This is a genomic window from Streptomyces sp. NPDC029216 (assembly GCF_040648015.1).
Classification (GTDB): Bacteria; Actinomycetota; Actinomycetes; order Streptomycetales; family Streptomycetaceae; genus Streptomyces.
In genome coordinates, this window is sequence record NZ_JBEZWL010000001.1 from 1 (window position 1) to 15,209 (window position 15,209).

The following is a 15,209-nucleotide window of genomic DNA, read 5'->3' on the forward strand; positions in this document are numbered from 1 at the left end:
CGGTGCCGTGGGCACGGCCGCTGCTGCGCCGGATCGCCGTCTCCGGACGGCCCTCCGTGGACTCGGTGGTGTACGAGGGCGCGGCCGCCGCCGCGTCCTGCTCGGGCTGGGCCAGCGCGAACGCCCGTACCACCGGCGGCAGTCCGTACTGGCCCGGCAGGTCGGACGGCGCGAGCAGACCCGCGTCGAGCAGGCTCTCCAGCAGGTCCTCGACCGGCTCCGCGGACCGCTCGACCGAATGGACCAGCGCGTCCGCGCACTCGTACACCACCGAGTCCACGGAGGGCCGTCCGGAGACGGCGATCCGGCGCAGCAGCGGCCGTGCCCACGGCACCGCCGACCGGTAGGCGGCGTCGAGACGCCGGCTCAGGCTGTCGTCCCCGGCCCGCAGCCGGGACAGGAACAGCCCCGGCGCCTGCACGCCCTCGCCGAGCAGCTCCGCGACGCAGTCCTCCAGCATCCACTCGGGCCGGGCCGCGATCCGCCGGCCGGCCAGGTTCAGCGCGGCGGGCAGGTCCCCGCAGGCCTCCGCGAGGCGCAGGCAGGCCCGCGGCTCGGCGCCCACCCGCTCCTCGCCCAGCAGGCCCGCCAGCAGGTCCACCGACTCGTCCCGCTCCAGGGCCGGCAGCCGCATCCGGTCGACCCCGTCGAGGCCGAGCAGCCGCGAGCGGCTGGTGACGATGATCCGGCTCTCCGGCGCACCGGCCAGCAGCTCGCGCACCTGGCGCTCGTGCTGCACCCCGTCGAGGACCACCAGGACCCGGCGGCGGGCCAGCAGCGAGCGGTACAGGCCGAACCGCGGCCCGGTGTCGTTCGGGATGCGGTCGGCGGGCATGCCGAGCGCCTCCAGGAAGCCGCCCACGATCCCGTGGGCGTCCTTGCGCCCGTCGGCGGCCGCGTCGAGGTCGACGTACAGCTGCCCGTCCGGCAGGTCCGCCGCCAGCTCGTGCGCGAGCCGCAGCGCGAACGCCGACTTGCCCACACCGACCTGACCGGTGATCACCAGCGGCCTCGGCACGGCCCGCTCGCCGTCCCGGGACGCGGTCAGCACCCGGGCCCGCTGGAGCAGATGACCCCGCCCCACCAGCCGGTGCGGCTCCATCGGCAGCTGCGCGGGCGGCGGCACCGCGGCCCGTACGGCGGCGGCGCGCAGCTCCGCCTCCTGGTGCTGCTGCACGCTCTTGGCGGCCGGACGGGACACCCCTTCGGCGCCCTCCGCCCCGGCGGCCTCGCGCCAGCGGCGCTCCCAGGTCGCCCGGTCCCCGCCGCAGGCCTCCGCGAAGGCGAGGGCCACCTGGAGGGTCGGGAGCCGGTATCCGGCGGCCGCGTCGGAGAGCACCGACGCGGAGAACATCGCCCGGTTGGCCATGTCGCGGTAGCCGGGGCTGCCCGCGGCGGTCCGGAGCCTGCGCAGCTCCCGGGCGAACGCGGTGACGGGTCCCGCGTCCGGGGCGAGGGGTCTCTCCAGTCTGCCCACCTTCTGCTCCTTTGCCGCTCGCTGTGTCAAATGCGCCTGTGCCGTCGGTCGTTGTCGCCGGTCCCTTCGGCTGACACAGCCTCCGCATTCCCCTTCCCGTTCCCTTCCCGGAGCCTTACCGCCTCACAGGGGAACCGCCTATGATCCCGTTGGCAAAGGCCCCGACCTGGGGATTTGTTGGGCTGGGGGGGGATCGGCTGTCGATGACCGCGACAGAACCGGGGTCCGCAGGAAGAGGCGAGGGGATTCCCCAAGGGAATTCCCTCCGCTTCAACATGCTCGGATCCCTTGAGAGTTGGGCCGCCGGGGGGCGGCTGAGGCTGGGCGGGGCCATCCAGGAACGGGTCCTGTCCATGCTGCTGCTGGAGTCCGGCCGGGTGGTGACCGTCGCCCGGCTGGTCGAGGCCGCGTGGGAGCAGGATCCACCTGCAACGGCCGCGCACCAGGTCCGCAAAGCCGTCGCCGACCTGCGACGACGCATCCCGGACGGCAGTGCGGTGATCGTCACCGACGGCCCCGGGTACCGGGCCGCCGTGACGGCAGGGCAGCTGGACCTGCTCGAATTCGACGGACTCGTCCAGGCGGCGGGGCAGGCGGCGAAGGAGGGCCGCATGACCACGGCCGCCGAGCACCTGGCCTCCGCCCTGGCCCTGTGGCGGGGTCCCGTGCTGTCCGGCGCCGGCGGCTCGGTGATCGACACCGCCGCGACCGCGCTGGAGGAACGGCGGCTGTCCGCCGCCGAGCAGTACTTCGGCCTGCGGCTCACGCTGGGGGAGAGCGGCGAGCTGGTGTCCGGGCTGCGCGCGCTGATCACCGAGCACCCGCTGCGGGAGACCCTGCGCGGGCAGCTGATGCTGGCCCTGTACCGCACGGGACGGCAGGCCGAGGCGCTCCAGGAGTACGGGCGGGTGCGCGAGCTGCTCGTGGAGGAGCTCGGCATCGACCCGGGGCCGCAGCTGGCCAAGCTGTACGAGGCGATCCTGCGCGACGGCCCCGAACTGGCCGCGCCGGAGCGCCCGGAGCCGCCGGCCCCGCAGCCGGCGGCCCGCACGGACCCGGAACCCGCGCCGGCCCCCGTATCCGTACCCGCGCCCGAGGCGGCGCCCGCACCGCCGGCCGAGGCCCCCTGCACGCTCCCCTACGACCTGCCCGACTTCACGGGCCGCACCAAGGAGCTGAACGAGCTCTTCGAGTTCGTCCGGGAGGGCGCCCCGGGCCAGGAACGCTACTCCCGCATCGTCGCCATCGACGGCATGGGCGGCATGGGCAAGACCTCCCTCGCCGTCCGGGCCGCCCACCGGCTGGCCGACCGCTACCCGGACGGCCAGCTCCTCATCGACCTGCGCGGGTTCACCCCGGGCGAGACCCCGGTGACCCCCGCGTCCGCGCTGGACGGCCTGCTGCGCACCCTCGGCACGCCCGGCGACCGGATCCCCGAGGACCTGGAGGGCCGCGCCGCCCTGTGGCGGGCCGTCCTCGACGGCCGGCGGATCCTGCTGCTGCTCGACAACGCCGTCGACGCCGCGCAGATCCGGCCCCTGCTGCCGGCCTCGCCGGGCTGCCTCGTGCTGGTGACGAGCCGGGCCCGGCTGCTGGACCTCGACGGCGTCGAGTGGGTCTCCATCGACCTGATGAAGCCCGAGGAGAGCACCGACCTGATGACGCAGACGCTCGGCGCGGCCCGCGTGGCCGCCGAGCCGGAGGCGGCCGCGGAGCTGGCGGAGCTGTGCGGGCACCTCCCGCTGGCCCTGCGCATCGCCACCGCCCGGCTGCGCAACAGGCCGCGCTGGACGGTCCGTTACCTGGTCGAGCGGCTGCGCGACGAGACCCGCCGGATGGACGAGCTGAGCTCGGGCGAGCGCAGCGTGGCGGCGACGCTGCGGCTGTCGTACCTGGCGATGGACGAGAAGCACCGCACGGCCTTCCGCATGCTGAGCCTGCACCCGGGCGCCGACATCGACGTCCACGCGGCGGCCGCGCTCCTCGGCACGACCCTCCGGGACGCCGAGGACACCCTGGAGTTCCTGCTCGACGTGCACCTCGTCCAGCAGCCCGACATCGGCCTGTACACCTTCCACGACCTGGTGCGCAGCTTCGCCCAGAGCCTGCGGGTCCCGGCGACGGAGGCGGCCGACGCGGCGGCGGTCGAGCGGCTGCTCGGCTACTACCTGACGGCCACGGACGAGGCCTGCGAGGTGCTGTTCCCGGGCCGCAACTACCGCCCCACCGGCATCCCGCCGTACGCGGGCGAGCTGCCCGCGCTGGGGCGGGCGGACCTGGCGGGCCGGTGGTTCGACCAGGAACACGACGGCCTGCTGGCGGCCGTCAGCCTCGCGGACCGCCGCGGCCACGACCGCTACACCGCCTGCCTGAGCCGCAACCTGGCCTTCCACCTGCACGCACGCGGGCAGTTCGACGAGTTCTGGAGCCTCGGCCGCCTCTCCGTAGCGGCCGCCCGCCGACTCGACGACCCGGGCCTGCTCAGCGTCAGCCTGTCCAACCTGGGCGCCGCCTGCTGGAAGCTCGGCCGCTTCGAGGAGGGGCTGGAAGTCGCGGCCGAGGGCCGGGACACCGCCGTCCGGCTCGGCGACCGGCACATCGAGGCCCACAGCGAGTCGACCATCGGCCTGCTGCTCAGCATGCTCGGGCAGTACACGGCCGCGCTCCCCCTCATCGAGCGGGCGATCGGCATGGCCGGGGAACTCGGGGCCCTCCGTGAGGAATCCGAAGCCCTCACCATGCTCAGCTCGTTGCACGCGGCCTGCGGCCGCTACGCCGAGGCGGAGGAGGCTGCACGCCGGGCGCTGAGGATCAGCCGCGGCCTCGGATACCGGGGTGGTGAGACGACCGCCCTGACGGACCTGGCCGTCGCCCAGGCGGGCCGCGGCGCCTACGAGGAGGCGTACGCCTGCCTGCGCACCACCCGCGACCTGTGCGACTGGGACAGGGAACAGGCGGACGGCGCCCTGCTCCTCGCGCTGTCCGCCGAGGTCGCGGACCGGATGGGCAAGGAAGCGGAGGCCTCGGACTTCGCGGAGAAGGCCCTGACCCTGGCCCGGGGCGGCAGTACGCCGATCCGCCTGGCCAAGGTGGAGAACCTCCTCGGGCGACTGCGCGTGCGCCGGGGGGAGTACGAGGCCGCAGGGACCCTGCACGGCCACGCGTACACGATCGCCGCAGGGATGCGGCTGCGTCCGGAGGAGGCCGACGCGCTGATCGGCCTCGCTCTGGTCGCCGAGGCGTCGGGCGACCTCGCGACCGCGTCCGAGCACCGGGCGAAGGCCGCCGAGCTGTTCGATCTCATGGGAATGCCCGAGCAGCATCGCGGACACTGACCCTCACGCGGATGTGCCCCGCACCGGATACCGGTGCGGGGCACATCCGCGTGAGGGGTGCCGGTTCGGCCGTCACGGCGTGGGAGCGGGGGACGCAGACGCCGGGCCGCGGTCCTCGGCAAGCACCTGGGACCCGGTGGACGGGCCGGCGTCCGAGGACTGGACGGCGACGCCGAGTCCGAGAACCACAGCCGCGGCGAAGATCCCGACGAGTCGAACCAGCTTGCTGTTCATGTGCCCATCCCCCTGATGTCTGCGGTGTGCGGCCCCCCGTTGTGCGGTGGGCCGCTTTCGACATCACTGAGACTGGGCTACGCCGATCCCGAACCGTTCCCTTCCAGTTCCTTGCTCAACTCCCTTGCGGGAATGGCCGGTTACCGCTGTCCGGTAACCGGCCGTCAGGCGCCGTTCCCGTTCCCCTCCGCGGCCGTTCCCGGCTTGCCGTACGGTTCCCGCGAGGCCGCGATCCGGGATCCCCGGGCGGTGATCAGGACGTCCGTACGGGTGGTCCCGGACTCGTACCCGGCCAGGTCCAGCAGGGCCCGTACGACCGCCCGGACACCGGCCCGGTCCTCGTCGGAGAGGGGCTCCGCGTGGCCCTCGGCGGTGATGCCCGCGACCAGGTGCATCCCGTCCACCGAGAAGGTCTCCACGCTGAACTGCGGCCCGGTCAGCAGCTCCTCGACGAGGTGCGGCCCGGGGTACCGGCCGGCGACGGCCCGCCCGGCCCAGTCCGTGAGGGCCTCGTGGTCCCGCACCAGGGCGGTGTGCCACACGCCCGTCCCGTCGGCGGACTTGATCACCACCGGCAGTGGGAAGGCCTCGGCCAGCGCCCGGGCCTCGGCGACGGTGGCCGCCTCCTCGGCGCGCACGGCCGAGATCCCGCTGGCGTTCAGCACGCGCCGCATGGCCACCGCGTCCGGCAGACCGCCGGCCGCTCCCTCCCGGTCCTCCGCGAGCTCCCGGGCCACCGACTCGGCGGCGGCCGAGGCCCCGCCCGTCAGGGCTCCGGGGAGGTAGAGGATGTGCCCGATGCCGTGGTGACGCGCCGTGTCCGTCAGGACCGCGCGCAGCTCGGCCGCGTCCGCGAAGTCCACGCGCAGGATCCGCTCGGGGGGCAGCTCCGACCTGAGGTCCCGCTCCACCTCCAGCGTGTGGTCCAGGGCCGCCCAGACCTCCAGGCCCGCTGCGCGGGCCGCCCGCACGAGCCCCGGTCCGGGCATCACCAGCAGGGCCCGTCTCGCCCGCTGTGCCGTCTGGCTGTCACTCACCGTGTCCCCCTTCTCGGACTTCCCGGGAGATAGTGACGCGAGCCCTTCCCGTTCAGATCCCTCCGTGATCCTGAACGGCAGACGTCTTTTCCGGACTGTCCCGATACGCACCGGCCGGGGGTCCTGGTCCGTCCAGCGGTGCGCGAGACGTCCTCCGGAAATCCTTGAGGGGGGCCCGACCGCGGCGTGCGCGGGGCCCGCCGGGCGGGGCGGGAACGCAAAACCCCCCGACCGGCGTTTCCGCAGGTCAGGGGGTTTTTGGGAGTGGAGCCTAGGAGATTCGAACTCCTGACATCTGCCTTGCAAAAGCAGCGCTCTACCAACTGAGCTAAGGCCCCGTGCGTCCGGACGCGCGCCCTCCCCAGGGAGGGAGTGTCCGTTCCGCAGGACAGAGTACCCGGTGCACCCCCTCATCCCGCAAAATGATGGGGACTCCCGCCCCGCGACCACGCTCCGTAAGATGCTCGCGAGGTTCGCACCAGCGAAGGGGAGTAGTAAGAGTGGACGCAGTACAGCAAGAGGCCACGGCCAGAGCCAGGGAACTTCAGCGCAGTTGGTACGGGGAGCCCCTCGGCGCCCTGTTCCGACGGCTCATAGATGACCTCGGCCTGAACCAGGCCCGCCTCGCTGCCGTCCTCGGACTGTCGGCGCCGATGCTGTCCCAGCTGATGAGCGGACAGCGCGCCAAGATCGGCAACCCGGCCGTCGTCCAGCGGGTCCAGGCCCTTCAGGACCTCGCCGGGCAGGTGGCGGACGGCAGCGTCAGCGCCGCCGAGGCCACCGACCGGATGGACGAGATCAAGAACACCCAGGGAGGGTCCGTCCTCAGCAACAGCGCTCAGAGCGCCCCGAGTTCCGGCGCCCCCACCGTCAAGCGGGTCGTCCGTGAGATCCAGTCGCTGCTGAGGTCGGTCTCCGCGGCCGGCGACATCATCGACGCGGCCAACGCCCTCGCCCCCAGCCACCCCGAACTGGCGGAGTTCCTCCGCGTGTACGGCGCCGGGCGCACGGCGGAGGCGGTGGCCCACTACGAGGCCCACCAGAACTGACACACCGGGCGACGGGGGGCGGGCCGCGAAGCCGTCCCCGCGCCGCTGTGGGGGGCCATCACACATCCCCCGCACCCCGAATCCCCGAAACCGCTCCCAGACCGCCACAGGGGCACACAAGGCCCTTGCCGTGCCTACCCAGTTGCTCCGCCCCGCGGGCACACGGCGCAGGCGGCCGGAACAGCACGAAGCCCCGGCAGCAGCGGCAGCCGGGGCTTCATGAGATCAAACGTGGGGCTCACACGCCGGAACCAGAGGGCACGGAGTCGGTTGCCTCCGTCCACAGGTCCTGCTCGGCGCGGTCCGCCTGGATCTGGCGGTACACGAGGAGCCCGCCGATGGCGGCCAGTGCGACCAGGAGCAGCTTCTTCACCGCGCGACCTCGTCTTTCGTTGACGTTGGGGACTTCTGGGCGCCAACAATACACACCGACCGATACCGATCGGTTATCTGGGAGCCCCCGGACGGCCCAACGGCGAAGACCCCCAGGCCTGGGGCCTGGGGGTCTTCGACTCTGTGGGGCTAACAGGATTTGAACCTGTGGCCTCATCCTTATCAGGGATGCGCTCTAACCAACTGAGCTATAGCCCCGTCGCGCCTGCGCGCTGACTCCTGAAGATTAGCGCACAGACGCAGTGGAACCCAAATCCCCCGGGGCGGAGCCCCTGACGTCACCGTCGCGGGGCTTTCCCGCAGGTCAGTCGGCGGTCATTCGTCCTCGGCCAGCGTGAGCTCCACGCCGCCCACGAAGCCCGCGGACAGGTTGTAGATGAACGCGCCCAGCGTCGCCAGGGCAGTCATCAGCACGACGTCGATCACCGCGATCACCGAGGTGAAGATCAGCACGCGCGGCAGCGACAGGAACGACTGGAGGTCGAAGCCGTTGCCCTCGTTGGAGCCGGTGGCCTCGCTGATCGTGCCGCCGACGGTCGAGAAGATGCCCATGGCGTCCATGACCATCCACAGCACCGCGGACGCCACGATCGTGCAGACGCCCAGCGCGATGGACAGCAGGAAGCTGACCTTCATCACCGACCACGGGTCGGCCTTGGCCACCCGCAGCCGCGCCTTGCGCGTCCTGGGCGTCGTACGGACCCCCGGCACGGGTCCCCGCTGCGTGCCCGGCTTCTTGGGGGCCGCGTACGCCTGCGGGGGGTGGTAGGGCTGCTCGGCGGCGTCCTTGGCCGCGCCGGGCTTCTGCTTCTGCTTCTGCTTGGACTGGGACTGCGGCTTCGCCTGCGGCTCGGGCTGCGGTCCTCGGGTGTCCGTCACGGTTCCCCCCCTGCCTTCGGCGGGCTCGTCCCCACCCTGGGATTCCGCGGCAGGGCCACGGGCACCGTTCGCTCCAGTCTTGGCCGGTCCGGCGCCCGTGGCTCCACTCACGACTTACTCCTCGTGCTCCCGATCCGGGGACGTCTCGTCCCCGGCGGCCTCGGCGGCCGTTCCCTCGGCTGCCGCGGCCTCGATCCCTGTCTCGATCTCGTCGACCTCGTCAGCTTCCTGACCGGCCTCGGCGTTGCGGGCGATGCCCACCACGGCATCCCGCTTGCCCAGGTTGATCAGCTGGACGCCCATGGTGTCACGGCCCGTCTCCCTGACTTCGTTGACGCGCGTACGGATCACACCGCCGCCGAGCGTGATGGCGAGGATCTCATCCGATTCATCCACCACCAGCGCGCCGACGAGCGACCCGCGGTCCTCTACGATCTTGGCAGCCTTGATGCCCAGACCGCCGCGTCCCTGGACGCGGTACTCGTCCACCGCGGTCCGCTTGGCGTAGCCGCCGTCGGTCGCGGTGAACACGAACGTACCCGGCCGCACAACGCTCATCGACAGCAGTTCGTCACCCTCGCGGAAGCTCATGCCCTTCACGCCCGAGGTGGCGCGGCCCATCGGGCGCAGCGCGTCGTCGGTCGCCGTGAAACGGATCGACTGCGCCTTCTTGCTGATGAGCAGCAGGTCGTCCTCGGCGGACACCAGCTCGGCGCCGATCAGCTCGTCGTCGCTGCCGTCCTCGGTCTCCCGCAGGTTGATGGCGATGACGCCACCCGAACGGGGCGAGTCGTAGTCCTTGAGCGCCGTCTTCTTCACCAGGCCGGCCTTCGTGGCCAGGATCAGGTAGGGCGCCGCCTCGTAGTCGCGGATCGCGAGGATCTGGGCGATCTTCTCGTCCGGCTGGAAGGCCAGCAGGTTCGCCACGTGCTGCCCGCGCGCGTCACGGCCGGCGTCCGGGAGCTCGTACGCCTTGGACCGGTAGACGCGGCCCTTGTTCGTGAAGAACAGCAGCCAGTGGTGCGTGGTGGACACGAAGAAGTGGTCGACCAGGTCGTCCTGCTTCAGCTTCGTGCCGCGCACGCCCTTGCCGCCGCGCTTCTGCGAGCGGTAGTCCTCGGTCTTGGTGCGCTTGACGTAACCGCCGTGCGTGATGGTGACGACGATGTCCTCTTCGGCGATCAGGTCCTCGATGGACATGTCACCGTCGAAGGGCACCAGCTTGGAGCGCCGGTCGTCGCCGTACTTCTCGACGAGCGCGGCCAGTTCCTCGCTGACGATCGAGCGCTGCTTCTCCGGCGAGGCCAGGATCGCGTTGTACTCGTCGATCTTCGCCTGGAGCTCGTCGTGCTCGGCGACGATCTTCTGGCGCTCCAGGGCGGCCAGGCGGCGCAGCTGCATCTCCAGGATGGCGTTCGCCTGGATCTCGTCGATCTCCAGGAGGCCCATGAGGCCCTCGCGCGCGATCTCGACGGTGTTGCTGCGCCGGATGAGGGCGATGACCTCGTCGATGGCGTCCAGCGCCTTGAGCAGGCCGCGCAGGATGTGGGCCCGCTCCTCCGCCTTGCGCAGGCGGAAGCGCGTACGGCGGACGATGACCTCGATCTGGTGCTGCACCCAGTGGCGGATGAACGCGTCGATCGACAGGGTGCGCGGCACCCCGTCCACCAGCGCCAGCATGTTCGCGCCGAAGTTCGTCTGCAGGTCGGTGTGCTTGTAGAGGTTGTTCAGCACGACCTTGGCGACGGCGTCGCGCTTGAGCACGATCACCAGGCGCTGGCCCGTCCGGGACGAGGTCTCGTCGCGGACGTCGGCGATGCCGCCGATCTTGCCGTCCTTGACCAGGTCGGCGATCTTCTGCGCGAGGTTGTCCGGGTTGGTCTGGTACGGCAGCTCCGTGACCACCAGGCACTGGCGGTTCTGGATCTCCTCGACCTCGACCACGGCGCGCATCGTGATGGAGCCGCGCCCGGTGCGGTACGCCTCCTCGATGCCCTTGCGGCCCACGACCAGGGCGCCCGACGGGAAGTCCGGGCCCTTGATCCGCTCCAGCAGCGCGTCCAGGAGCTCCTCGTGCGAGGCCTCCGGGTGCTCCAGCGCCCACTGCGCGCCGGCCGCGACCTCGCGCAGGTTGTGCGGCGGGATGTTGGTGGCCATGCCGACCGCGATACCGGCACTGCCGTTGACCAGCAGGTTCGGGAAGCGCGCCGGCAGGACCGTCGGCTCCTGGTTGCGGCCGTCGTAGTTGTCCGTGAAGTCGACGGTCTCCTCGTCGATGTCCCGGAGCATCTCCATGGCCTGCGGCATGAGCTTGCACTCGGTGTAGCGCATCGCGGCCGCCGGGTCGTTGCCCGGGGAGCCGAAGTTGCCGTTCGAGTCCACCAGCGGCATGCGCATCGACCACGGCTGGGCCAGGCGGACCAGGGCGTCGTAGATGGAGCTGTCGCCGTGCGGGTGGTAGGTGCCCATGACGTCGCCGACGACGCGGGCGCACTTGTAGAAGCCCTTCTCGGGCCGGTAGCCGCCGTCGTACATCGCGTACAGCACCCGGCGGTGGACGGGCTTGAGGCCGTCCCGTACGTCGGGCAGCGCGCGGGAGACGATGACGGACATCGCGTAGTCGAGGTAGGAGCGCTGCATCTCCGTCTCGAGCCCGACGGGCTCGATGCGCAGCACGGGCTGCTCCTCCGCGGCGTTCTCTGCGGTGGGGGTGGTTTCGTCGGCCATGGCCGGTCAGGAATCCTTTCGGGCGGTCAGCGGGGGCCGACTCAGATGTCGAGGAAGCGGACGTCCTTGGCGTTGCGCTGGATGAAGGAGCGCCGCGCCTCGACGTCCTCACCCATCAGCACCGAGAACAGGTCGTCGGCCTGCGCCGCGTCGTCCAGCGTGACCTGGCCGAGCACGCGGTGGTCCACGTCCATGGTGGTGACGCGCAGTTCCTCGGCGTTCATCTCGCCCAGACCCTTGAAGCGCTGGATCGAGTCTTCCTTGATCCGCTTGCCGTTCTGCTTGCCGAGTTCGACCAGGGCGTCGCGCTCGCGGTCCGAGTACGCGTACTCGAAGTCGTCGCGGCCCCACTTGATCTTGTACAGCGGCGGGCGGGACAGGTACACGTGCCCGGCCTCGACCAGCGGCCGCATGAAGCGGAACAGGAAGGTCAGCAGCAGGGTGTTGATGTGCTGGCCGTCGACGTCGGCGTCCGCCATCAGGATGATCTTGTGATAGCGGAGCTTCTCGATGTCGAAGTCCTCGTGCACGCCGGTGCCGAAGGCGCTGATCAGCGCCTGGACCTCGGTGTTCTGGAGGATCTTGTCGATCCGGGCCTTCTCGACGTTCAGGATCTTGCCGCGGATGGGCAGGATGGCCTGGTACATCGGGTTGCGGCCGGACTTCGCGGAGCCGCCGGCGGAGTCACCCTCGACGATGAAGATCTCGCACTTGGTGGGGTCGTTCGACTGGCAGTCCGAGAGCTTGCCCGGCAGCGAGGCGCTCTCCAGGAGGCCCTTGCGGCGGGTGAGGTCGCGGGCCTTGCGGGCCGCGACGCGGGCCGTGGCGGCCTGGATCGCCTTGCGGACGATGTCCGCGGCCTCGACCGGGTTGCGGTCGAACCAGTCGTTGAGGTGCTCGTGGACCACCTTCTGCACGAAGGTCTTGGCCTCCGTGTTGCCCAGCTTGGTCTTCGTCTGGCCCTCGAACTGGGGCTCGCCCAGCTTGACCGAGATGATCGCCGTCAGACCCTCGCGGATGTCCTCGCCGGCGAGGTTGTCGTCCTTCTCGCGGAGCAGCTTCTTGTCCCGCGCGTAGCGGTTGACCAGGCCGGTCAGCGCCGCGCGGAAGCCCTCCTCGTGGGTGCCGCCCTCGTGCGTGTGGATCGTGTTCGCGAAGGAGTAGACGCCCTCGGTGTACTGCGAGTTCCACTGCATCGCGATCTCGACCGAGAGCATGCGCTCCTTGTCCTCGGCCTCGACGTCGATGACGGTGGGGTGGATCAGCTCGCCCTTGCGCGAGTTGAGGTACTTCACGAAGTCGACGATGCCGCCCTCGTAGTAGTACTTCACCGTGCGGGCCTGCGGCTCGGCCGTGTCCGCGTCCGGGTCGTCCGCGCCCGCCGTGGCCTTGGCCGACTCGCGCTCGTCGGTCAGCGTCAGGGTCAGGCCCTTGTTGAGGAAGGCCATCTCCTGGAAGCGCCGCGACAGCGTCTCGAAGGAGTACTCGGTGGTCTCGAAGATGTCGCCGTCGGCCCAGAACGTCACCGACGTGCCGTGCTCGTCGGTCTCCTCGTTCTTGGCCAGCGGGGCCGTCGGCACGCCCAGCTTGTAGTCCTGGGTCCAGCGGTGGCCGTCCGTCTTGACCTCGACCGCGACCTTGGTCGACAGGGCGTTCACCACGGACACGCCGACGCCGTGCAGACCGCCGGAGACCGCGTAGCCGCCGCCGCCGAACTTGCCGCCCGCGTGCAGGACCGTCAGGACGACCTCGACGGCCGGCTTCCCCTCGGACGGCACGATGCCGACCGGGATGCCACGGCCGTTGTCGATCACGCGCACCCCGCCGTCGGCGAGGATGGTCACGTCGATGGTGTCGGCGTGCCCGGCCAGCGCCTCGTCGACCGAGTTGTCCACGACCTCGTAGACGAGGTGGTGCAGACCACGCTCACCGGTCGAGCCGATGTACATGCCTGGCCGCTTGCGGACGGCGTCCAGGCCTTCCAGGACCTGGATCGCACTGGCGTCGTAATTCTTCTCGTTGGAGTCGCCGGAATCGGCCACGAAGCGCCCTTTCTGGCACAGCGCAGCCCGTGCTCCGGACCAGCAAGTGCACCGGCGGGAGCGGCCGCGTCGATCTGCGTTGTCTGCGTGTGTCGCTGTCACCCCGCGGACAGGCGGGATTATCTCCAGTCTACCGGTACCACTGACATGAATGGGGGTTTGCGGGTGCCTGAGTCCGCATGTGCCGCCCTGAACCTCCTCTCTCCGACTCCCCATATCCGGGGAGGGGCTCAAAGAGGCTCACGCGGGCGTCCAGCGCTTCGGCCTGTCAACCCACGGCTACCGTGAGGGACGCCGCATTCCCGGCCTCCGCGAAGCGGGGCCGGCATGCGCAGCCGGGCCCTATCCCCAGGTGTCCCCAGGACCGGAGCTACCGGGCGCCCGCAACGGCCCGTACCGCTTCGGCCGCCCGCCGGGCCCCTGCACCTTGATCAGCCGCACGGTGCCCTGCCCCAGCTCCGCGTTGAGCCGCGCCACCAGCTGCGGCGCCAGCAGCTTCAGCTGGGCCGCCCAGGCCGAGGAGTCGCAGCGCACCAGCAGCTCACGGTCCTCGTACCGCTCCGGCTCGCAGTGCGCGGCGATCTCCGGGCCGACGATCTCCGCCCAGCGCTCCATCACCCCGGCCACCGCGATCGGCATCTCCCAGCCGCGTTCGGTGCGCAGCCGGTCCAGCGCCGCCATCAGCGGCATGGGGTCCCGGCCGTCGGCGCGCGCGCCCGAACGCAGCCCGGGCTGCGGCCGGCCCTTCTTCCCGCCCACCGCGTTGCCCCGCGCCCGGGCCTGCTCGCGCGCGGCCGCCAGGGCCTGGCGGGCCAGGTCGACGCCGGAGGGCTCCGGGGTCTTCCGCTTCTGCTGCTCGCCCTCGTTCACAGCCGGGTCACCTCACCGCCGGACACCGCGAAGCGCGTCCCCGACAGCACGTCCGGAACGTCGTCGTCCACCGCTGCCGTCACCAGGACCTGCTCGCCCGGAGCCACCAGTTCCGCGAGCCGCTCGCGGCGGCGGGCGTCCAGCTCCGCGAAGACGTCGTCCAGGATCAGCACCGGCTCGTTGCCCTCCGAGCGCAGCAGCTCGTACGAGGCCAGCCGCAGCGCCAGCGCGTACGACCAGGACTCGCCGTGGCTGGCGTACCCCTTGGCGGGGAGCTCGCCCAGGCGCAGGAGCACGTCGTCGCGGTGCGGCCCGACCAGGGTGACGCCGCGCTCGATCTCCTGCTTGCGCACCTCGGACAGGCCCGCGAGCAGGACCTCGTAGAGCGCCTCGCGGGTGCGGGCCTCGCCGGTGTCGACGTCCTCGCCCGCGGAGGACTTGTAGGCGAGCCCGAGCGGGCCGCCGCCGGGCGCGAGCTGCTCGTAGGCCTTGTCGGCCAGCGGCAGCAGGGTCGCGAGCAGGTCGAGGCGGTGGGCGAGCAGCTCGGCGCCCGCGCGCGCGAGGTGCTGGTCCCACACGTCGAGGGTGGACAGGTCCATGGAGCGGCCGCCGTGCCGGCGGGCCATCGCCGCCGACTTCAGCAGGGTGTTGCGCTGCTTGAGCACCCGCTCGTAGTCGGAGCGGACCGCCGCCATGCGCGGGGAGCGGGCGGTGACGAGCTCGTCCAGGAACCGCCGCCGCTCGCCGGGGTCTCCCTTGACCAGGGCCAGGTCCTCGGGGGCGAACAGCACGGTCCGCACGATCCCCAGCACGTCCCTGGGCCTGACCTGCGAGGACCTGTTGATACGGGCACGGTTGGCGCGGCCGGGGTTGAGCTCCAGCTCGACCAGCTGCTGGCGCTCGCCCTGGGTCACGGCGGCCCGGATGACGGCGCGGTCGGCGCCCATCCGGACGAGCGGGGCGTCGGAGGCCACCCGGTGGCTGCCCAGGGTGGCCAGGTAGCCGACGGCCTCGACGAGGTTCGTCTTGCCCTGGCCGTTGGGGCCCACGAAAGCGGTGACGCCCGGGGCGAGGGGTACCTCGGCCCGGGCGTACGAGCGGAAGTCGGCCAACGAGAGATGCGAGACGTGCATACGGCGCCGACCTCCCCCGGCTTCCTGCTGTCC

At 71.6% G+C, this 15,209-nt stretch carries 11 protein-coding genes and 2 tRNA genes; 2 read left to right on the top strand and 11 right to left on the bottom strand.

The annotated features are described in order from the left end of the window. Nucleotides 1-1,477 (bottom strand): NB-ARC domain-containing protein (locus tag AB0F18_RS00005; RefSeq protein WP_362052662.1); only part of this gene is annotated, 1,477 nt, incomplete at its 3' end. A 275-nt stretch (nt 1,478-1,752) separates the two neighbouring features. Between AB0F18_RS00005 and AB0F18_RS00010 the strand changes: the two genes are divergently transcribed. Next, nucleotides 1,753-4,812, top strand: coding sequence for a BTAD domain-containing putative transcriptional regulator (locus tag AB0F18_RS00010; protein ID WP_362052665.1), 3,060 nt, complete (start codon nt 1,753-1,755; stop codon nt 4,810-4,812). Nucleotides 4,813-4,884: 72 nt separating this feature from the next. On the opposite strand, the gene AB0F18_RS00015 is transcribed toward AB0F18_RS00010, so the two are convergent. The 3 genes from AB0F18_RS00015 to AB0F18_RS00025 all read right to left on the bottom strand — a co-directional run bounded on the left by AB0F18_RS00015 (nt 4,885) and on the right by AB0F18_RS00025 (nt 6,421). Further along, on the bottom strand, nt 4,885-5,046 hold the full coding sequence (locus AB0F18_RS00015; protein WP_362052668.1) for a hypothetical protein: 162 nt from the start codon (nt 5,044-5,046) through the stop codon (nt 4,885-4,887). 164 nt (nt 5,047-5,210) lie between these two features. Further along, nucleotides 5,211-6,083, bottom strand: a complete 873-nt coding sequence (locus AB0F18_RS00020) for a hypothetical protein (RefSeq protein ID WP_362052671.1) — start codon at nt 6,081-6,083, stop codon at nt 5,211-5,213. Between the two features lie 265 nt (nt 6,084-6,348). Beyond that, nucleotides 6,349-6,421 (bottom strand) — tRNA-Ala (locus AB0F18_RS00025). Between the two features lie 162 nt (nt 6,422-6,583). Between AB0F18_RS00025 and AB0F18_RS00030 the strand changes: the two genes are divergently transcribed. Beyond that, complete coding sequence (locus tag AB0F18_RS00030; RefSeq protein WP_362052674.1) at nt 6,584-7,132, top strand: DNA-binding protein; 549 nt, start codon at nt 6,584-6,586, stop codon at nt 7,130-7,132. 238 nt (nt 7,133-7,370) lie between these two features. Here the strand turns inward: AB0F18_RS00030 and AB0F18_RS00035 are convergent, their stop codons facing one another. From AB0F18_RS00035 to recF, 7 genes are all read right to left on the bottom strand, one after another. Then, nucleotides 7,371-7,505 (bottom strand): DLW-39 family protein, encoded by a 135-nt coding sequence (locus AB0F18_RS00035; protein ID WP_208809277.1) that lies wholly within the window; start codon nt 7,503-7,505, stop codon nt 7,371-7,373. Nucleotides 7,506-7,649: 144 nt separating this feature from the next. Then, a tRNA-Ile gene (locus AB0F18_RS00040) sits at nt 7,650-7,723 on the bottom strand. A gap of 117 nt (nt 7,724-7,840) precedes the next feature. Continuing rightward, nucleotides 7,841-8,515 (bottom strand): DUF3566 domain-containing protein, encoded by a 675-nt coding sequence (locus tag AB0F18_RS00045; RefSeq protein WP_362052677.1) that lies wholly within the window; start codon nt 8,513-8,515, stop codon nt 7,841-7,843. Nucleotides 8,516-8,518: 3 nt separating this feature from the next. Next, a complete protein-coding gene (gene gyrA, locus AB0F18_RS00050; RefSeq protein ID WP_362052680.1) occupies nt 8,519-11,131 on the bottom strand; it encodes a DNA gyrase subunit A in 2,613 nt (870 codons plus the stop codon). A gap of 41 nt (nt 11,132-11,172) precedes the next feature. Then, nucleotides 11,173-13,194 carry a DNA topoisomerase (ATP-hydrolyzing) subunit B gene (gene gyrB, locus AB0F18_RS00055; RefSeq protein ID WP_362053115.1) on the bottom strand — a complete coding sequence of 674 codons (2,022 nt, stop codon included), beginning with the start codon at nt 13,192-13,194 and terminating at the stop codon, nt 11,173-11,175. Between the two features lie 321 nt (nt 13,195-13,515). Then, nucleotides 13,516-14,043, bottom strand: a complete 528-nt coding sequence (locus tag AB0F18_RS00060) for a DUF721 domain-containing protein (RefSeq protein WP_362052683.1) — start codon at nt 14,041-14,043, stop codon at nt 13,516-13,518. Continuing rightward, nucleotides 14,040-15,176, bottom strand: a complete 1,137-nt coding sequence (gene recF, locus AB0F18_RS00065) for a DNA replication/repair protein RecF (RefSeq protein WP_362052686.1) — start codon at nt 15,174-15,176, stop codon at nt 14,040-14,042. The genes AB0F18_RS00060 and recF overlap by 4 nt, the downstream gene beginning before the upstream one ends. Nucleotides 15,177-15,209: the final 33 nt, after the last annotated feature.

Bases quoted from the DNA above. Each gene is read 5' to 3' on its own strand.
- AB0F18_RS00010 (WP_362052665.1), top strand. From the start codon at position 1,753: ATGCTCGGATCCCTTGAGAGTTGGGCCGCCGGGGGGCGGCTGAGGCTG.
- AB0F18_RS00015 (WP_362052668.1), bottom strand. From the start codon at position 5,046: ATGAACAGCAAGCTGGTTCGACTCGTCGGGATCTTCGCCGCGGCTGTG.
- gyrA (WP_362052680.1), bottom strand. From the start codon at position 11,131: ATGGCCGACGAAACCACCCCCACCGCAGAGAACGCCGCGGAGGAGCAG.
- recF (WP_362052686.1), bottom strand. From the start codon at position 15,176: ATGCACGTCTCGCATCTCTCGTTGGCCGACTTCCGCTCGTACGCCCGG.